Genomic DNA, 19,324 nt, shown 5'->3' on the forward strand with positions numbered 1-19,324 from the left:
CCCGGCCCGGCCTCACGCTACTTACGAATACGGAATTCAGATGGACGACAATACTTCCGATCTCTTCGCCGGGTCCGATGCACCGGACGCCGAAGCGCTGACGCTCGGCAACTACGCGGAGCAGGCGTATCTCAGCTACGCGGTCAGCGTCGTGAAGAGCCGCGCGCTGCCCGACGTGTGCGACGGCCAGAAGCCGGTGCAGCGCCGGATCCTGTTCGCGATGAACGAAATGGGCCTCGGCCCGGACGCGAAGCCGGTGAAATCGGCGCGCGTGGTTGGCGACGTGCTCGGTAAATACCACCCGCACGGCGACCAGTCGGCATACGATGCGCTCGTGCGTCTCGCGCAGGATTTCTCGCTGCGCTATCCGCTGATCGACGGGCAGGGCAACTTCGGCTCGCGCGACGGCGACGGCGCGGCAGCGATGCGATACACCGAGGCGAGGCTCACGCCGATCTCGAAGCTGCTGCTCGACGAGATCGACCAGGGCACGGTCGACTTCATGCCGAACTACGACGGCTCGTTCGAGGAACCGAAGACGCTGCCGAGCCGCATGCCGTTCGTGCTGCTGAACGGCGCGTCGGGCATCGCGGTGGGTCTCGCGACCGAGATTCCGTCCCACAACCTGCGCGAGGTCGCGGCGGCGGCGGTCGCGTTGATCCGCAATCCGAAGCTCACGCACGCGGAGCTGATGAACCTGATCCCCGGCCCGGACTTCCCGGGCGGCGGCCAGATCATCTCGAGCGACACCGAGATCGCGGCGGCCTATGAAACCGGCCGTGGCAGCCTGAAGGTGCGCGCGAAATGGAAGATCGAGGATCTCGCGCGCGGCCAGTGGCAGCTCGTCGTCACCGAGCTGCCGCCGAACACGTCGGGCCAGAAGGTGCTCGAGGAAATCGAGGAACTCACCAACCCGAAGCTCAAGCTCGGCAAGAAGACGCTCACGCCCGAGCAGCTCAACACCAAGAAGGCGATGCTCGACCTGCTCGACGCGGTACGCGACGAGTCGGGCAAGGAAGCGGCGGTGCGGCTCGTGTTCGAGCCGAAGTCGCGCACGATCGATCAGACGGAATTCGTGAACACGCTGCTCGCCTATACGAGCCTCGAGTCGAACGCGACACTGAACCTCGTGATGATCGGCGCCGACGGCCGGCCAGGCCAGAAGGGGCTGCTGACGATCCTCGACGAATGGGTGAAGTTCCGCCAGCTCACGATGACACGCCGCTGCCGGCATCGTCTCGCGAAGGTCGACGACCGCATCCACATCCTCGAAGGGCGGATGATCGTTTTCCTGAACATCGACGAGGTGATCCGCATCATCCGCGAGTCGGATGAGCCGAAGGCTGCGCTGATGAGCGCGTTCGGCCTGAGCGACCGCCAGGCCGAAGACATCCTCGAAATCCGCCTGCGTCAGCTCGCGCGGCTCGAGAAGATCAAGATCGAGAAGGAACTCGAGGCGCTGCGTGACGAGAAGGCGAAGCTCGAGGAACTGCTCGCGAACGAAAGTGCGATGAAGCGGCTGATGATCAAGGAGATCGAGGCCGATGCGAAGCAGTACGGCGACGATCGCCGCACACTGATCCAGCAGGAAAAGCGCGCGACGTTCGAGGCGAAGGTCGTCGACGAGCCGGTGACGGTCGTCGTGTCGCAGAAGGGCTGGGTGCGTGCGCTGAAGGGCCACGGGCTCGATCCCGCCGGCTTCTCGTTCAAGGCAGGCGATCACCTGTATGCGGCGTTCCAGTGCCGCACGCCCGATCGACTGATCGCGTGGGGCAGCAGCGGCCGCGTGTACTCGGTCGACGTGTCGGTGCTGCCGGGCGGGCGCGGCGACGGCGTGCCGGTGACGTCGCTGATCGAGCTCGAATCGGGCTCGCACCTGATGCACTACTACGCGGCGCCGGCCGACCAGCAACTGCTGCTCGCGTCGAGCAACGGCTTCGGCTTCCTCGCGAAGGTCGGCGACATGGTGAGCCGCGTGAAGGCCGGCAAGTCGTTCATGACCATCGATGCGGGCGCCGTGCCGCTCGCGCCGATGCCCGTGCTGCCGAACGCAACGCAGGTCGCGTGCCTGTCGAGCGGCGGTCGTCTGCTGGTGTTCGGGATGGACGAGATGAAGACGCTGTCGGGTGGCGGTCGCGGCGTGATCCTGATGGCGCTCGACGACAAGGAAACGCTCGTGCAGGCGCTCGCGATCGACCCGGCCGGCGTCGTGCTGATCGGCACCGGCCGCGGCGGCAAGACGCAGGACGAAACGCTGTCGTATGCGGCGCTCGCGCCGCACATCGGCAAGCGTGCCCGCAAGGGCCGCGCGCCGGACACGAAGCTCAAGGTCGTCACCGAGCTGCGTCCGCTGCTCGGCTGACGCCGCATCCGTTGGCCGGTTCGACCGGTATCGAAGGCCGCACCTCCGCTTCGGCGGGCGTGCGGCCGATTCTTTTTTGCGCGACGCATCCAGGCAAGCGCGAGTGGCGCCATCACGCGGAACTTGCAAAATACTGTGAAATTGCGCCTGGGGTCTGAACCGAGCGGCTGCGCGCGGGTCGAACGTCGCTCAAGACCGCGCGTGACGCGGCTGTTCGTTGCACTTAACTCATACCAGGATTGCCGCCATGTCCCACGCTGTTGCCGTCGCGCTGTTTCTTCATCTGCTGGCCGTCGCCGTGTGGGTGGGCGGGATGGTCTTCGCGCACTTCTGCCTGCGCCCGGCGCTGTCCGACCTGACGCCGCAGTTGCGACTGCCGCTGATCGAGGGCGTGTTCGGCCGTTTCTTCAACTGGGTGTCGGGGTCGGTGATCGTGATCCTGCTGTCCGGCGGTTTCCTGCTCACGGCATTCGGCGGCGCGCACGCGACGTGGACGCTGCATGCGATGGCGGGGCTCGGTGTCGTGATGATGCTGATCTTCGGCCACATCCGCTTCGCGCTGTTCCCGCGCATCCGCCGCGCGGTGCAGGCGCAGAACTGGCCGGACGGCGCACGCGCGGTGAACACGGTGCGCCTGCTTGTCGTCGTCAACCTCGTGCTCGGCGTCGTGACGATTGGCGCGGCTGTGCTGTCGCGCGGTTTCTGAACGCGAACGCCTGACCTTGCGGCGCCGTTCGGCGCCCGCCGCCGGCGCGATACCGCGCGCCGTTACGCGGCCAGCATCGCGTCGAGCAGCCACGCGCCGGCCGGGCCGAGCGGCCGGTTGCGTGACCACACCGCATCGACCCGCACGCGGCGCGGCCAGCCACGCGCGCGCAGCTCGCAGAGGCGATCGCCCGCGAAGTGCTCGACCATCCAGCGCGGCAGCTCGGCCCAGCCGAACCCCAGCACCGCCATCTCCAGCAGCATCAGGTAGCTCGGCGCGAGCCAGCGCTGGGTGCCGATGACGATCCGGTCGTCGGCGCCGCGATCCTCCGGTTTCACGTACGTGTTGAGGCGCAGCTCGCGCGCGTCGCGCAGTGCAGCATGCGGCACGTCAGCGTCGCCGTAGGCCGCCAGTGCGTGCGTGCGCCCGACGAACAGGCCGATCTCCGATTCCTCCGCCACCGTCGCCGCGCCGATATCGGGCGGGTAGGCGGCGCGCGCGGCCATCAGCCCGAGCTGGGCGCGGCCCTGCTGGATCAGGTCGAGTACGTCCTCGTGTTCGGCAATCTGGCATTCGAGTTCCAGCGTCGGAAAGCGCCGTTCGAGCGCCATCAAGGTTTCCTCGTAACGCTTCGATTGATACGTATCGGACACGACGAGCGTCAGCCGTGCTTCCTCGCCCTGCGCGAGCCGCGCGGCGGTGCGGTCGATCGCCGCGCCGGCCTCCAGTGCGCGTTGCACCTGCGGCAGCAGCGCGCGTCCGGCATCGGTCAACGTCGGTATGCGCGTCGAGCGGTCGAACAACTGCACGCCGAGATCGATCTCGAGGTTCGCGATCGCTTCGGACACCGTCGACTGGCGCTTGCCGAGCTTGCGCGCGGCGGCCGTGAACGAGCCGAGCAGCGCGGCTTCGGCGAAGGCGAGCAGGGCTTCGGGGGCGTGGCGCATGCGCGGGTCTCACAGCGTTATATCGGTAAAACCGATGATATCAAACTGGATTCGAGCGGTTACGCCGATCAAAATGGCCGACATACGCTTCACACACGAACCGGAGGGACCCATGAAACAGATGAACAAGACGGTGACGGAGCGCCTCGTTCACGCGCTGACGTTCGAACTGGTGGCGATCGCGCTGTGCGCGCCGATTGGCGCGTGGCTGCTCGACATGCCGGTGTCGCACGTCGGCGTGCTGACAGTGATGGTGTCGCTGATCGCGATGGCCTGGAACATGATGTTCAACACGCTGTTCGACCGTTTCGAGCGCCGCGCCGGCCTCACGCGCACGCTCGGGATGCGGATCGCGCACGCGGTCGTGTTCGAACTCGGCCTGGTCGCGATGGTGGTGCCGGTTGCCGCGTGGTGGCTGAACGTGAGCCTGGTCGAGGCGCTGCTGCTCGACCTCGGCATCGTGCTGTTCTTCCTGCCGTACACGTTCTGCTTCAACCTCGCGTACGACGCGCTGCGCGCACGCTGGGTCGCACGCCGCGTCGCCGTGCAGGCGAGTTGAACGGCCAGCGGTCGGTGGTGGTGGAGAGCCTGCCGTCAGTGCGCGATGGCGGCCCATAAAAGCCACGCGCCACACACGATCGCGACCGCACCGTAGACGGCGTACACGGGCACCTTGAAGCGCGCGAAGCACAGCGTCGCAAACGCGCCCGTGAGCCAGTAGACGGGATCGGCCGGTTCGCGATGGAGAATCTTCACGACGGCGACGACGAGAAAACCCGTCGTTGCCGCGCGCAGCAGACGCATTCCGTGCTCGAAGCGCGAATGGCGCTTGAGCCGGAACAGATGGTTCTGCGCGAACACGACGAGACACCCCGACGGAATGAACAGCGCGGCGGTCGCGAGCAGCGCGCCGGTCCAGCCGTCGGTCAGGTAGCCGAGAAACGGCACGACGTTCAGCAGCGGGCCGGGCGACACCGGCGACAGCGCGAACGCGAGCGTGAAGTCGTGATCGGAGATGCCGGTGGCTGGCGACACGAACAGCGTCTTGAGCACGGGCAGTGCGGAGAAGCCGCCGCCGAACAGCGTCATGCCGGCGCCGGCGAGCCGCGGCCACAGCAGCGTCTCCTGGTAGTCGCCGGGCAGCGGCAGCGCGAACAGCGCGACGAGCACGGCGAGCAGCACGAGCAGGTTGCGGTCGCGTTTCGACAGCGTGAAGTCGACCGAGTCGTGTTGCGACGGCCCGGTCAGCCAGCCCGCTGCAAACGCAGCGAAGAGAATCCCCACGAAGGCGGCCGGACTATGCGCGAAAGCGAGCAGAATCGTCGATAGCGCGGCGATTGCCTGTTCGAGCCGTGTGCTCGCGAGCGTGCGCAACTGCTTGATCCACGTGACGCCGATCAGCGCGGCGAGCACCATCCCGAAGTGATTGATCAACATCGGCGCGGCGAGCGAGCGCACGATCGGCGTGCGGTAGAAGATCGCGAACAGCGTCATCAGCACGGAGAACGGCAGCACGCTCGCGATGCCGGCGATCCATGCGCCGGTGCGGCCGTGCAGCGTCTGGCCGACCTGCACCGCGACATTGCAGCCGACGGGGCCTGGCACGAGCCATGCGAGGGCGACGAGATCGGCGAACACGTTCGGCTCGATGCGCTGCAACCGCTCGACGTAGTGGCGTTCGAGCTGCGCCATCATCGAAAGCCCGCCCCACGACACGGCGGAAATGCTGGCCACGACCTTGAACAAGGCCCAAAGGGATGCCTGTGCCTGTTCGACACGTTCGGCCGCTTCGACTTCGACGGTTGTCATGACTGTGCTGTTGGCGCTGGGCCTGATCTCGCGCGTTGAAACGTGCCGGCGGCCCGCCGACACGATGGCCCTCTCGATTGTCCGCCGCGCACCGTGACACTGCCATGCGCGAAAACGCTAGTTAATGAACTAAACAACCAGATCGGAAACCGAAATAATCGGTGTGCTGCGCAAGATTGCCGCGCGGCTGCGGGCTGCGGGCTTAGGCGCCCGTGCTGCCGGTCGCGCGGTGCGCGAGGACGTTCGGGCGGTCGCCGCGCACGCCGAAGCGCGCGATCAACGCGGGGATCGCGTCGGCCGGCACGGGGCGCGAGAACAGGAAGCCCTGCGCCTCGATCTCGCCGAGCGCGGACAGCCATGCGATCTGCTCCTCGGTTTCGGTGCCCTCGACGACGACCGTCAGGCCGAGCGAGCGCGCGAGATGCACGATCGACGACACCATCACGCACACGCTGCGATCGTTCGGGATCGCCTGCACGAACGAGCGGTCGACCTTCAACGTATCGACGGAGAAGCGGTGCAGGTACGACAGCGACGAATAGCCGGTACCGAAATCGTCGAGCGCGACCCGGATGCCGAGCTTCTTCAACGCGACGATCTTCTCGGAGACCAGCTCCGGATATTCCATCATCGCGGTCTCGGTGATTTCGATTTCGAGCCGGTTCGCCTCGATGCCGGTGTCCTGGAGCGCCTGCGAAATCGTCTCGATCAGGTCGCCGCGCCAGAACTGCACCGGCGAAATGTTGACCGCGAGCGTCAGCGTGTCGTGCCCATCGTCGCGCCAGCGCGCGATCTGTTCGCACGCGGTGCGGATCACGAAGTCGCCGATGGGCACGATCAGGCCCGTCGATTCGGCAATCGAAATGAATTCGTTCGCGGAGATGATCCCGTGCTCGGGGTGGTCCCAGCGCGCGAGCGCCTCGAAGCCGGTGATCGTGCGGTGCGTCAGGTCGATCTTCGGCTGGTAAGCGAGGAACAGCTGCCCCTCGGCCAGCGCGACGCGCAATTGCTGTTCCCAGCGCATCAGGTGGTCCGCGCGATGCGACAGGTGCGGCGCGTAGAACTGGTAGCAGTTCTTGCCCGCGTCCTTCGCGCTGTACATCGCGAGATCGGCCTTCTTCAGCAGGTCGATCTCGCTTTCGTTCGCGACGGTATGCAGCGCGATGCCGATGCTCGCGTGCAGTACGAACGAACTGCCGCGCACGTCGAACGGCTCGGCGAACATCCGGATGATCGCTTCCGCGAGCCGCACCGCGCGCCGTTCGACGTCGTCGCCCTTCATCACGACGACGAACTCGTCGCCGCCGATCCGTGCAAGCGACCCTTCGTCGCCGACGGCATCCGACAGGCGCGACGCGGTCATCTGCAGCACGATGTCGCCGGCGTTGTGGCCGAGCGTATCGTTGACGGTCTTGAAGTTGTCGAGGTCGATGAACAGCAGGCCGAGCCGCGACAGGCTGGTCGGCATCGACACGTCGTTGCGCAGCCCGCGCAGCGTCGCGTAGCGGTTCGCGAGGCCGGTGAGGAGGTCGTATTCGGCGAGCTGGGTCATCTCGCGCTCGCGGCCGAGCAGCTTGCCGATCAGCCCCGTCGCGACGCCGAAGAACGCGAGCATCGCGAGCGTGATGAAGCTCGTCATCAGCAGATAGACGTTGCGCGTGTGGTAGTAGTCCGCGAATTCTTCGGACTGCGACAGCCCGACCATCACCGCGAGCGGGTAGCCGTCGAGGTGGCGGTACGACACGATGCGCGTCACGCCGTCGATCGGATCGATGATCGTGCCCGTCACGCGCTCGGCGATCGGGTACACGCCCGATGCGGAGAACGCACCGGGTGCGTTGTTGAGCGAGCCGGTGCGCCGCGCGAGCACGGCGCCCGTGTCGGACACCACGGCGATCACGCCTTCCTTGCCGATCGCCGCGTTGTTGTAGAAGTCGTTCGTGAAGTAGCTCGGGTCTTCCGATACCACGACGATGCCCGCGAAGCTGCCGTCCGGATTGTTCAGGCGCCGCGTCATCTGCAGCGTCCAGTGGCTCGACACGCGGCCGAGCACGGGCTTGCTGATGTACAGGCGATCGTCGTTGTGCGCGAGGTGGACCTTGAAGTGCTCGCGGTCGGCCAGGTTGATCGGCTTCGGATGGATTTCGGCCGTGTTCGCGAACAGGATGCCTTTCGCGTTGACGAGCGAAACCTGGATCAGCGTGTCGCTCGGCACGACGCCTTTTTCGACCGCGCTCGCGAGGTTGAAGCGCGCGGGCGATTTCTCGAATTCGAACTTGACGAAGCGGGTGATCTGGTCGACCTGGTGGATCGCCTTGACCGTGTGCTGTTCGAGCGCCGACGACAGGATCGCCGCCGAGGCCGCCGCTTCCTTGTACGCGCTGTCCTTTTCGACCGACAGCCGCGCGACGATCACCGCCCACAGCAGCGCAAGCGCCAGCATCCCGAGCAGCGGGATCGCGAACAGCGCGCGCCGGCGCGACTTGCGCGGCGCGCGTAGCGGCCGGGTCGGCGGCGTGTGGTTTGACCGGGCGGAGCTCATCTGAGAGGGCGGCGTCCTGCTCGCGTGCGTCATCCTTCTGGATGGCTGGCTATGGTTCGGGTTGTCCCGACGTCTGTTCGTTCGCGGGACACGCAACCATGGACAGACCTCCGAAACAACGGATTAGGCCCGATATTACTGGCTGGAACGCTTTTGCGATAGTTGGGCGAATCGTAGATGCGCCGGACGGGCCGGCGCCATCGCACATCGCGAAATGTTAAACAGGAGACCGGAACGTGCCGTCGACGACCGTGACGACGTGGCCGCCGATCCACGTGGTGCCGTCTTCGTCATAAGTGACGCAGATGCGCCCGTCGCGGCCGATCGCCGTACCCTGGCGGGCCGTATACGACTGGCCGGGGCGGCGCGCCTGCCGCGTCAGCAGCCCGGCCAGCGCGGCGTTGGCGCTGCCGGTGACCGGGTCCTCGCCGAAGCCGAAGTCGCCGCCCGTCATCAGGCAGCGGATTTCGAACGTCGCGGGGCCGCCTTCGGCATGCGGCGCGTAGACCGCGAGGCCGTCCACGTCATAGCGGCGCGTGAGTGCCTCCAACGCGGCCGGATCGGGCGACAGGCCGATGCACGCGTCGGCCGACTTCAGTCGCACGACCAGCCACGGCGCGCCGTTGTCCACCGCACACGGCTCGGCTTCCAGGTCGATCGCGTCACTGCGCAACGCGGCAGCCAGCACCGCGTAGTCCGAACGGTCGAGCGGCGTGACGCGGGCCGGCGGCGCGGCGAACGCCCAGCCGCCGGCCTGCTCGCGCAGCGCGACCCGGCCGACCCCGCACTGCTGGATCAGCCGGCCCGGCGTGCGTGGCCGCGCGCCGCTTTCCAGGAACGCATGCGCGGTGCCGAGCGTCGGGTGGCCGGCGAACGGCAGTTCACCGGCCGTCGTGAAGATCCGCACGCGGTAGTCGGCGTCCGGATCGGTCGGCGTGCAGACGAACGTCGTTTCCGACAGGTTCGTCCAGCGGGCGATCTCGAGCATGGCGTCGTCGCCGAGCGAATCGGCGTCGAACACGACGGCGAGCGGGTTGCCCTTGAACGGCACCGACGTGAAGACGTCGACCTGCTTGAAGCGGACGAGACGACCGGTCATTTCGATGCGCCCGTTACGCGACTTCGGCGATCAGTTCGATCTCGACGCACGCGCCGAGCGGAATCTGCGCGACGCCGAACGCCGAACGCGCGTGCTTGCCTGCGTCGCCGAACACTTCGGCGATCAGTTCCGACGCACCGTTCGTCACGATGTGCTGTTCGGTGAAGTCGAGCGTCGAGTTGACGAGGCTCATCAGCTTCACGATGCGCGTGACCTTGTTCAGGTCGCCCGTGTGCGCGTGCAGCGTCGCGAGCAGGTCGATCGCGATCGAGCGTGCGGCCGCCTTGCCGTCTTCCGTCTGCAGATCCGCGCCGAGCTTGCCGGCCCAGACCTTGCCGTCCTTCTTCGCGATGTGGCCCGACAGGTAGACCGTGTTGCCGCTTTGCGCGCTCATCACGTAGGCGGCGGCGGGTGCGCCGGCGGTCGGGAGTTCGATGCCGAGCGACTTCAGTTTGTCGTAGACGTTAGCCATGGGTTCGATTCCTCGTTGAGAGTCGTGACAGGAAAAGGGGATCAGAGACGCTCGCGCAGCAGCTTGCCGAGGCGCGCGACGCCTTCCTCGATCTTCTCCGGCGGCACCGTCACGAACGACAGGCGCAGCGTGTTCTGCTGCGGGTCGTTCGCGAAGAACGGCGCGCCCGGCACGAAGGCGACGTGGTTGGCGACCGCGGCCTCGAGCAGCTTCATGCTGTCGATCTGCGCGGGCAGATTGACCCAGATGAACATGCCGCCGTCGGGGCGGTTCCACGTGACGCCTTCCGGCATGTGGCGCGCGAGCGACGCGAGCATCGCCTCGCATTGCGCGCCGTACAGCTGGCGGATCGTCGGGATGTGCTCGTCGAGGAAGCCGTCCTTGATCACTTCGTGCGCGATGCGCTGCGTGAGCGTCGGCGTGTGCAGGTCGGTGGCCTGCTTGGCCTGCACGAGCTTGAAGTGGAGCTCCTCGGGGGCAATGATGTAGCCGATCCGCAGGCCCGGCGCGAGCACCTTCGAGAACGTGCCGAGGTGCACGACATGGTCGGGCGCCATCGACAGCATCGTCGGCAGCGGCTCGCCCTGGTAGTTCAGTGCGCCGTACGGGTCGTCTTCCAGCACCGGGAACGGGCTCGACTGCGCGAACGCGGCGAGCGCGCGGCGGCGCTCGACGGGCAGGCGGCGGCCGGTCGGGTTCTGGAAGTTCGGCTGCGCGTACAGCAGGCGCGCACCTTGCGTCAGGTCGGGCGTGAGGCCTTCGGGCAGCAGGCCCAGCTCGTCGGTCGGCACCTGCACGTAGCGCGGCTCGTACAGCGAGAACGACTGCAGCGCGCCGAGGTAGGTCGGGGTTTCGACGAGGATCGGGCTGTCCGGATCGATCAGCGCCTTGCCGAGCAGGTCGAGCGCCTGCTGCGAGCCGGTCGTGATCAGCACCTGCGACACGCGCACGCGGTAGCGCTCGGCGATCCATTCGCGCAGCGGCAGGTAGCCTTCGGTCGCGCTGTACTGGAGGGCGGCGGCGGGCGCATCGCGCAGCACGCGGTCGGCCGCGGCGCGCATGCGTTCGGCCGGGAACGTCGCGGGAGCGGGCAGGCCGCCTGCGAACGAGATGACCTCGGGGCGTTCCGTGACCTTCAGGATCTCGCGGATCGCAGAGCTCGTCAGCTTGCGGGCGCGTTCGGAAAGCTGCCAGTGCGGCGGATGCAGGTCGCTCGGATTCATAGTCTCCTCGTTCGGATATCGTGGTCAGTCAAGAAAGGTCGATCGGGCTGATCGCGTCGACGCGGCCGGGTGGGCGCGCGGGAGCGCGATCGGGCCGTCGCGGCCGGGTGGGCAAAACCGTTCAGGCAAAACGAACATTATGGCGCACCTCATCAACCGGCGCGAGCGGCGCGCGGGGCCGTGGCCACCGCCGAGCGCCGGCCCAGCATCACGGTCGCGATCACGGCGGCCGCGAACAGCCAGGTCGACGGCGTCACCGTCTCGCCGAACAGGAGCGCGGAAAAGGCGATCGTGAAGAAGATCTGCAGCAGCTGCACCTGGCCGACGCGCGCGATGCCGCCCATGGCGAGCCCGGCGTACCACGCGAAAAAGCCGATGAATTGCGAAAAAAGGGTCACGTAGCCGAATGCAAGCCACGTGCGCAACGCGAGCGGGGCAGGGTGCGCGACGTGCTGCGTCCATGCGAGCCAGCCGACCGGCAGCACCAGGAACGGCGCGGACACGACGAGCGCCCAGCAGATCACCTGCCAGCCGCCGATCTGGCGCGCGAGGCGCGCGCCCTCCGCGTAGCCGAGCGCGCCGATGCCGACCGCGACGAGCATCAGTGCGTCGCCGGCCTGCACCGTGCCGCCGCCGTCACGCAGCGCGAACGCGATCACGAGCGCGCTGCCCGCCAGCGCGCTGGCCCAGAACGCCTTCGACGGCCGCTCGTGCGACAGCCACGCCGCGTACAGCGCGACGAACAGCGGCTGCAGCCCGTTGACGACCGCGCCGTGCGAGGCCGGCACGGTTTTCATCGCCCAGGCGGAGAACACCGGATACGCGATGATCACGCCGGCCGACACGACCGCGAGGCTTTTCAGCTGCGCGCGGGTCGGCAGCCGCTCGCGGCGCCACCACAGCAGCAGGCCGGCCGGCATCGACGCGGCGAGCGCGCGGCCGAGCCCGTTCAGCAGCGGGTTGAGTTCGGAGACGACGATACGCGTCATCGGCAGCGTCAGGCTGAAGATCATCACGCCGATCAGGCCCAGCAGCATGCCCCGGGTTTCGCGCGAATTCATGAAATGGGTGTCTCCGTATTGCGGGGTTGGTGTAATCGAGGGGCGGCAGGGGCGTTCAGCGCAGCGTGCGTGTACCCTGCGGCGTGTCGAATTCGGCGACGAGCGCCGGCGGGCCGTCGCCGGTGTCGAGGTCGAGCAGATGGCCGGCGCCGAGCCAGTCGAGCTGCTCGCGGATGACGTCCGCATGCGGGTGGATGCCCTTGAGCGCTTTCAGTGCGACGCCGTCGTTCGGCAGCGATTCGGCCGGATGGCGCGGGCTGTCCCACTGGATCAGCGATGGCACGAGGCCGTCGCCGACGCCTTGCCACGCGGGAAACGCGCCGTCGTCGGGCACCGTGAGACCCCAGCTCAGGTCGCCGCGCCGCATCGCGACGACCGGTGCGATGCGCGCCGGGTACTGGCTTTGCCACATCGCGAGCTGGCGCGGGCGGTCGACGCGCGCGACCCAGTGCGCGAGAAACGGGCCCTGCGCGAGCCGGGCGTGCATCGCCGGATCGTCGAGCGCGAACAGCCGCGCGCGCGGCGGCGTGACGCCATCGTCCGGGGCGGGTGCGTCGGGGTCGATCGCGATCACTTCGAGGTAGAGCCCGCCCCAGGCGCCGAACAGCGCATTGTGGGTCCGCATCAGCGGGTGGCGGCCGCCGCCGGCCGGCTCGATGCCGAGCGAAGCGGCGACATGGCGCACGCCTTCGTCGAGCGTGCGCGCGGCGATCACGAGATGGTCGAGGGTCAGGGAGCGGGCTGGCATGAACGTCGGTCGGGAAGCGAAAGTGTCATGGTGGGCGGGCGATGCGCCGGACGGTTGCGGAACCGGCCGGCGCCCGGGCCGCGATGCAGGCCCGGCGGTGCGGCGCCACGTGCAGCAAGGCCGCGACGGCAGCCGCACGATCGCCATTCCGGTCAACTGTAATCGTCGGCACCGGCACAGTAACGGTACAATCGGCGCGATAGCCTTCGGTACAGTTGGAGCCGCCATCTATGTCCACCGTCCCACTCGCGCAGATTCCCGCGCCGCACGATACGGCCACGCTCACGCTCGTCGACCAGCTCGTCCAATGGGCGCGGCGCCGAATCGACGAACGCGTGTTCCGGCCCGGCATGCGGATGCCGTCGATCCGCAAGCTCGCGCTCGACAAGAGCGTGTCGCGCTTTACCGTGGTGGAAGCGTACGAACGGCTCGTCGCGCAGGGCTACCTCGACTCGCGGCGCGGCTCGGGTTTCTACGTGCGCGAGCGCACGGCCACCGGCCCGCAGCCGGCCGACAACGTGGTGCGCGTGGCCGAGGCCGCGCCCGTGCACAACACGATTGACGTCGTCTGGCTGCTGCGCAACATGCTGCACACCGTCAGTCCGGAAAAAGGGCCGGGTCTCGGCTACGTGCCGGGCCGGTGGCTCGACGGCGAGCTGATCACCGGCGCGCTGCGCGCGCTCGGGCGCCAGTCCGGCGCGCAGATGCTCGGTTTCGGCACCGCACAGGGCTTCCTGCCGCTGCGCCAGCAATTGCAGACGCGGCTCGCGGAAGTCGAGATCGGCGCGAAGCCCGAGCAGCTCGTGCTGGTGTCGGGCATCACGCAGGCGATCGACCTGATCGCGCGGATCTACGTGCGGCCCGGCGATGCGGTGATCGTCGGTGATCCCGCGTGGTTCCAGATGTTCGGCCGCTTCGCGTCGCAGGGCGCGCAGCTGGTCGGCATGCCCTATACGCCCGACGGCCCCGATCTCGACGCGCTGGAAACGCTCGTGCAGATGTGGCGGCCGAAGATGCTCGTGATCAATTCGGTGCTGCAGAACCCGACCGGCACGTCGCTGTCGGCCGCGCAGGCGTTCCGGATCCTGAAGCTCGCGGAGGCGTACGACTTCCTCGTCGTCGAGGACGACGTGTACGGCGACCTGTGCCCGCCGAGCTATCCGGCCACGCGGCTCGCGAGTCTCGACCAGCTGAAGCGCGTGATTTACCTGGGCAGCTATTCGAAGACGCTCGCGGCGAATTTGCGGGTCGGCTATGTCGCCTGCGCACCGGAGATCGCGAAGGCGGTCACCGACCAGAAGATGCTGGTCGGCATGACGACGCCGGAGCTCAACGAGCGCGTCTTGTACAAGATCCTGACCGAAGGGCATTACCGGCGCCACGTCGAGCGGCTGCGCGCGCGGCTCGACGGCGTGCGCGACAAGACCGCGCGGATGCTCGAGCGCACCGGGTTGCGGCTCTTCACGATGCCGGCGGCGGGAATGTTCCTGTGGGCCGACACGGGCGTCGATTCGGACGCGCTCGCGGCCGCCGCGCACGAGGAAGGGTTCCTGCTGACGCCGGGGAGCCTGTTCTCGCCGCAGCAGTCGTCGTCGACCTGGACGCGCTTCAACGTCGCGAACTGCGGCGATCCGGCACTGCCGGGGTTTCTCGCGCGCTATATCGAAGCGGCGGCGCGGCGCGCGTCGTGACGGCGGGCGGCACGCCGCCCCTTGAAATCCGCTCGCCCGTCCCCAGATACCCGCGCGAACCGCTTGCGCCAGGCGGTCGTCCTTGACGTGCCCGCCGGCATCGCGCGCCGGCCGCCCGCGCCACACCATTCAAGTTCATGTAAGAGGAAACAGCATCCATGGCACACGAAACGATGAGCTTTCAGGCAGAGGTCAAGCAACTCCTCCACCTGATGATTCATTCGCTCTACAGCAACAAGGAAATCTTCCTGCGCGAACTGGTGTCGAACGCGTCCGACGCGGCCGACAAGCTGCGTTTCGAAGGGCTCGCGGACAACGCGCTGTACGAGAACGATCCGAACCTGCGCATCCGCATCGGCTACGACAAGGCCGCGCGCACGATCACGATCGAGGACAACGGCATCGGCATGAGCCGCGACGAGGCGATCGCGAACCTCGGCACGATCGCGCGTTCGGGCACCAAGGAATTCTTCACGAAGCTGTCCGGTGACCAGCAGAAGGACGCGGCGCTGATCGGCCAGTTCGGCGTCGGCTTCTACTCGGGCTTCATCGTCGCGGACAAGATCACCGTCGAGACGCGCCGCGCGGGCCTGCCGGCGAACGAAGCCGTGCGCTGGGAAAGCGCGGGCGAGGGCGATTTCACGATCGACGCGATCGAGCGCGCGCAACGCGGCACGACGATCACGCTGCACCTGCGCGAAGGCGAGGACGAGCTGCTGTCGTCGCACCGCCTGAAGTCCATCATCCAGAAGTATTCCGATCACATCGCGCTGCCGATCCTGATGAAGAAGGAAGAGTGGGATCAGGAAAAGGGCGAGATGGTCCTGAAGGACGAGGACGAGACCGTCAACCAGGCGAGCGCGCTCTGGACGCGTTCGAAGAGCGACGTCACCGACGAGCAGTACACGCAGTTCTACCAGCATATCGCGCACGACCACCAGGATCCGCTCACGTGGACGCACAACCGCGTCGAGGGCCGCAGCGAATACACGCAGTTGCTGTTCGTGCCGTCGCACGCGCCGTTCGACCTGTGGAACCGCGATTACCGCGGCGGCCTGAAGCTGTATGTGAAGCGCGTGTTCATCATGGACGACGCCGAGCAGCTGCTGCCGCAATACCTGCGCTTCGTGAAGGGCGTCGTCGATTCGGCTGACCTGCCGCTGAACGTGTCGCGTGAAATCCTGCAGGAAAGCCGCGACGTGAAGGCGATCCGCGAAGGCGTGACCAAGCGCGCGCTGTCGATGCTCGAGGAACTCGCGAACGCGGAAGAGGACGCCGGCAAGGAGAAGTACAAGACGTTCTGGAGCGCGTTCGGCCAGGTGCTGAAGGAAGGTCTGGGCGAGGATCACGCGAACCGCGAGCGGATCGCGAAGCTGCTGCGCTTCGCCTCGACGCACGGCGACACCGACGCGCAGGACGTGTCGCTCGCCGACTACGTGTCGCGCATGAAGCCCGAGCAGAGCAAGATCTACTACGTGACCGCCGACACGTGGCAGGCCGCGAAGAACAGCCCGCACCTGGAAGTGTTCCGCAAGAAGGGTGTCGAGGTGCTGCTGCTGACCGATCGCGTCGACGAATGGATGCTGTCGTTCCTGCATGAATTCGACGGCAAGCCGCTCGCGAGCGTGGCCCGCGGCGATCTCGACCTCGGCGAGCTGAACGACGAGGAAAAGAAGGCGCAGGAGCAGGCGGGCGAGGCGATCAAGCCGGTCGTCGAGAAGATGAAGGAAGCGCTCGGCGACAAGGTGAAGGAAGTGCGCGTCACGTTCCGCCTGACCGATTCGCCGTCGTGCCTCGTCGCGGACGATAACGACATGAGCGGTTACCTGCAGCGGATGCTGAAGGCGGCCGGCCAGAACGCGCCGGCGATGCAGCCGATCCTCGAGATCAACCCGGAGCACGCGCTCGTGAAGCAGCTGAACGCCGACAGCGCCGATTTCGGCGACTGGTGCCACCTGCTGTTCGACCAGGCGTTGCTGGCCGAAGGCGGGATGCTCGACGATCCGGCGAGCTTCGTGAAGCGGACCAACGCGCTGCTGCTGTCGCGCTCCGCGTGAACGCGCGGATGCGATTCGACGGCGCACGGGCGGGCTGGCGCGAAACGCCCCGGCCCGGCTGCACGCTCGATCAGCGCGACTGGCTGACGCGCGGTGGTTCGTTGACTGCGCATCTGGCGCGGCTCGGCAGTGTGAGCGTGCGCGTGACGCGCGAGGCCGTCGACTGTCCGTGGTTCGACGAACCGGACGCGCTCGACAGTGCGCCGCGCGCGCCGATGTGGGTGCGCGAGGTGATCCTGTCGGTCGACGGCATGCCGTACGTCGTCGCGCACAGCATCGCGCCGCTCGCGGCCAGCAAGGGCGTGTGGCAGGCGATGCGGCGGTTGCGCACGCGGCCGCTCGCGGAGCTGCTGTACAGCGATCCGCAAGTCGAGCGCTCCACGCTCGTCAGCCGGCGCGTGATCGCCGGTCATCCGCTGTATGCGCTCGCGAGTCATGCGTTGCAGGGTGCGCGGGCGCCGCATGCGTTCGCCGCGCGGCGCTCGGTGTTCCAGCGGCACGGCAAGCCGTTGATGGTCACCGAGTGCATGCTGCCTGCGCTGTGGCGCCATCTCGATGCGCACGGCGACGGGCCGCGATCCGTCGGGCCGCGCGGAGCGGCGTGATGCTGCAGGGCTTTGGGCCGGTCGTCGGGCCGCATACGCACACGATGATCCTCGGCAGCTTTCCGGGCGAGGCGTCGCTCGATGCTGCGCAGTATTACGCGCATCCGCGCAACCAGTTCTGGCGGTTGCTCGGTGCCGTGCTCGGCGAGCCGGGGCTGCACGAGCTTGTGTACGACGCGCGGCTCGAGCGCGTGCTTTCGCACGGCATCGGCATCTGGGACGTGCTGGCCGCGTGCCATCGCGAGGGCAGTCTCGATTCGGCGATCCGGCATGCGAAGCCGAATGACTTTGCGTCGTTGCGCGAGCATGCGCCGTTGCTCAAGCGCGTGTGCTTCAACGGCAAGACGGCAGGGCGGTTTGCGGAGGTGATCGGCGCGGCGGGGTACGACACGCTCGTGCTGCCTTCGTCGAGCCCGGCGAATGCGATGCTGACGTTCGAGCAGAAGCTGGTGCAGTGGCACGGGATTCGCGCCTGACGCATTGACGGATCGTCGCTTATTCGTCCTTGCCCCAGCGCCACTTCGGCTTCTCGCCTTTCAGCCAGCACACGACCGTGAGCGCAGCCACCAGCGCCACGATGCATGCCGCGAACGCCAGCGGTGACCGGGCGGGCGAGACGTGCGTCGCAACCGCGACGATCCCGAGCACAAAGAGCAGCAGGACGACCCAGCCTTGCCACGCGACCGGCAACCCCCAGCCCCATCCATAGCGCTTTGCCGGAAACCAGATCCTTTTGCCGTTCGAGTTCATGCGCCCTCCCTGGATCACAGAGTGCAGCGTAGCGCCAACCGGATTCGAAGTCATGCAGGGCGTGCGCCACGGCCGCCATCCCTCACCAATGCTATCCTCTCGTCCGCTCATCCAGCGTCACCCAGCGAGATTCAATCATGACCCGACTGATCAAGCGCGCGTCCGCCGAGGCGCGCGCGTTCAAGCAACGCAAGCCGGCCGCCTACAACGGCTCCGAAAAGCTCCAGCCGCCGCGCGTGAAGCGCCGTCCGGAGATCGACGAACACGACGACGTGCCCGTCCTCGAGGCGCCGCGCAAGCCGCGCTTCGCACCCGTCACGTTCTCCGAAGAGCGCGGCGTGCGCTTCCTGCACTTCGGTACCGAATGGGTGCAGGGTGCGATGCGGATCTCGAAGCCGCTGCACATCGAGCTCGAATACGCGCAGCAGATGATGGCGTGGCTGCTGTTCCTCGAAACGCCCGAGCGGATCGTTCAGCTCGGGCTCGGCACCGGCGCGCTCACCAAGTTCTCGCACCGCTTCCTGCCGCACGCGAAGGTCGAGGCCGTCGAACTGAACCCGGCCGTGATCGTCGCGGCGCGCACGATGTTCGCGCTACCGCCGGATGACGCACGCCTCGTCGTGCATGAAGCCGATGCATGGGATTTCGTCAACGATCCGGCCAACCGCGGCACGACGGGCGCATTGCAGATCGACCTGTACGACGCGACCGCCCGCGGCCCGGTGCTCGACAGCGTCGCGTTCTACCGCGCGGTGCGCGGCTGCCTCGCCGACGCGGGCGTCGCGACGATCAACCTGTTCGGCGACCATCCGAGCTTCGTGCGCAACATGAAGCATCTGAACGCGGCGTTCGACCATCGCGTGATCGCGCTGCCGGAAGTGCACGACGGCAACCGGATCGCGATCGCGTTCTCGGGCCCCGCGCTCGACGTGTCGTTCGCGCAGCTGGAAGCCCGCGCGAAGCTGATCGAGGACACGCTGAAGCTCCCCGCGCGCAAGTGGGTGAAAGCTTTGAAAGAAACGACCGGCGCACGCGAATCCTCGTTCGCGATCTGACGCTCATGCACCGGTCGCATGCCGGTGCAACCACTTGACTAGGGGGCGGATCACCTCGGGTTCGCCCCTGCTTGACCGCTCGCTCGCGGCTCCTATACTGGCGCGAAGCCAGGGGAGCCGCAGCTTACCCGTTTTGCCCCTCCTCTCGCCGCCGTACCCGCTTGACAAGATCGATAACCGGGAAAGATGAGGAGACG

The 19,324-nt window shown here is 67.4% G+C and carries 17 protein-coding genes; 8 read left to right on the forward strand and 9 right to left on the reverse strand.

All coding sequences use genetic code 11. The features are described 5' to 3' along the window. The first annotated feature begins 40 nt into the window (after positions 1-40). Together parC and WS75_RS11140 are read left to right on the forward strand one after the other, a co-directional pair. The gene (gene parC, locus WS75_RS11135; protein WP_059680521.1) at positions 41-2,362 is read left to right on the forward strand and encodes a DNA topoisomerase IV subunit A; all 2,322 of its coding nucleotides are present in this window, start codon (positions 41-43) and stop codon (positions 2,360-2,362) included. Positions 2,363-2,609: 247 nt separating this feature from the next. After that, a complete protein-coding gene (locus tag WS75_RS11140) occupies positions 2,610-3,068 on the forward strand; it encodes a CopD family protein (protein WP_044846424.1) in 459 nt (152 codons plus the stop codon). Positions 3,069-3,130: 62 nt separating this feature from the next. On the opposite strand, the gene WS75_RS11145 is transcribed toward WS75_RS11140, so the two are convergent. Continuing rightward, positions 3,131-4,015, reverse strand: coding sequence for a LysR family transcriptional regulator (locus tag WS75_RS11145; protein WP_059680522.1), 885 nt, complete (start codon positions 4,013-4,015; stop codon positions 3,131-3,133). A gap of 112 nt (positions 4,016-4,127) precedes the next feature. On the opposite strand from WS75_RS11145, the gene WS75_RS11150 reads away from it, so the two are divergent. Then, the gene (locus WS75_RS11150; protein WP_059680523.1) at positions 4,128-4,574 is read left to right on the forward strand and encodes a multidrug/biocide efflux PACE transporter; all 447 of its coding nucleotides are present in this window, start codon (positions 4,128-4,130) and stop codon (positions 4,572-4,574) included. Between the two features lie 35 nt (positions 4,575-4,609). Here the strand turns inward: WS75_RS11150 and WS75_RS11155 are convergent, their stop codons facing one another. The 7 genes from WS75_RS11155 to WS75_RS11185 form a co-directional block, all read right to left on the reverse strand. Next, positions 4,610-5,824, reverse strand: coding sequence for a chromate transporter (locus WS75_RS11155; RefSeq protein ID WP_059680524.1), 1,215 nt, complete (start codon positions 5,822-5,824; stop codon positions 4,610-4,612). Between the two features lie 202 nt (positions 5,825-6,026). After that, positions 6,027-8,366 (reverse strand): bifunctional diguanylate cyclase/phosphodiesterase, encoded by a 2,340-nt coding sequence (locus WS75_RS11160; protein ID WP_059680525.1) that lies wholly within the window; start codon positions 8,364-8,366, stop codon positions 6,027-6,029. 217 nt (positions 8,367-8,583) lie between these two features. Continuing rightward, on the reverse strand, positions 8,584-9,465 hold the full coding sequence (locus WS75_RS11165) for a PhzF family phenazine biosynthesis protein (RefSeq protein WP_059680526.1): 882 nt from the start codon (positions 9,463-9,465) through the stop codon (positions 8,584-8,586). Between the two features lie 13 nt (positions 9,466-9,478). Then, complete coding sequence (locus tag WS75_RS11170; protein ID WP_034208050.1) at positions 9,479-9,937, reverse strand: RidA family protein; 459 nt, start codon at positions 9,935-9,937, stop codon at positions 9,479-9,481. A gap of 41 nt (positions 9,938-9,978) precedes the next feature. Continuing rightward, a complete protein-coding gene (locus WS75_RS11175) occupies positions 9,979-11,160 on the reverse strand; it encodes an aminotransferase-like domain-containing protein (protein WP_059680527.1) in 1,182 nt (393 codons plus the stop codon). Positions 11,161-11,312: 152 nt separating this feature from the next. Further along, positions 11,313-12,221, reverse strand: a complete 909-nt coding sequence (locus tag WS75_RS11180) for a DMT family transporter (RefSeq protein ID WP_059680528.1) — start codon at positions 12,219-12,221, stop codon at positions 11,313-11,315. 55 nt (positions 12,222-12,276) lie between these two features. After that, positions 12,277-12,969, reverse strand: coding sequence for a VOC family protein (locus WS75_RS11185; RefSeq protein ID WP_059680529.1), 693 nt, complete (start codon positions 12,967-12,969; stop codon positions 12,277-12,279). A gap of 230 nt (positions 12,970-13,199) precedes the next feature. Here WS75_RS11185 and WS75_RS11190 point away from each other — a divergent pair, with 230 nt between their 5' ends. The 4 genes from WS75_RS11190 to WS75_RS11205 all read left to right on the forward strand — a co-directional run bounded on the left by WS75_RS11190 (position 13,200) and on the right by WS75_RS11205 (position 17,798). Then, positions 13,200-14,660, forward strand: a complete 1,461-nt coding sequence (locus tag WS75_RS11190; RefSeq protein WP_059680530.1) for an aminotransferase-like domain-containing protein — start codon at positions 13,200-13,202, stop codon at positions 14,658-14,660. Between the two features lie 158 nt (positions 14,661-14,818). Further along, positions 14,819-16,717, forward strand: coding sequence for a molecular chaperone HtpG (gene htpG / locus WS75_RS11195; RefSeq protein WP_059680531.1), 1,899 nt, complete (start codon positions 14,819-14,821; stop codon positions 16,715-16,717). An 8-nt stretch (positions 16,718-16,725) separates the two neighbouring features. Beyond that, positions 16,726-17,322, forward strand: coding sequence for a chorismate--pyruvate lyase family protein (locus WS75_RS11200; protein ID WP_059680632.1), 597 nt, complete (start codon positions 16,726-16,728; stop codon positions 17,320-17,322). Beyond that, on the forward strand, positions 17,322-17,798 hold the full coding sequence (locus tag WS75_RS11205) for a DNA-deoxyinosine glycosylase (protein ID WP_059680532.1): 477 nt from the start codon (positions 17,322-17,324) through the stop codon (positions 17,796-17,798). Before WS75_RS11200 ends, WS75_RS11205 begins: the two co-directional genes overlap by 1 nt. Positions 17,799-17,817: 19 nt before the next feature. Here WS75_RS11205 and WS75_RS11210 read toward each other — a convergent pair whose 3' ends face one another. Continuing rightward, positions 17,818-18,072 carry a hypothetical protein gene (locus WS75_RS11210; protein ID WP_059680533.1) on the reverse strand — a complete coding sequence of 85 codons (255 nt, stop codon included), beginning with the start codon at positions 18,070-18,072 and terminating at the stop codon, positions 17,818-17,820. 137 nt (positions 18,073-18,209) lie between these two features. On the opposite strand from WS75_RS11210, the gene WS75_RS11215 reads away from it, so the two are divergent. Beyond that, complete coding sequence (locus WS75_RS11215; RefSeq protein ID WP_059600359.1) at positions 18,210-19,127, forward strand: hypothetical protein; 918 nt, start codon at positions 18,210-18,212, stop codon at positions 19,125-19,127. The last annotated feature ends 197 nt before the right edge of the window (positions 19,128-19,324 follow it).

The organism is Burkholderia sp. FL-7-2-10-S1-D7 (genome assembly GCF_001524185.1).
In the GTDB taxonomy this organism is placed as follows: domain Bacteria; phylum Pseudomonadota; class Gammaproteobacteria; order Burkholderiales; family Burkholderiaceae; genus Burkholderia; species Burkholderia diffusa.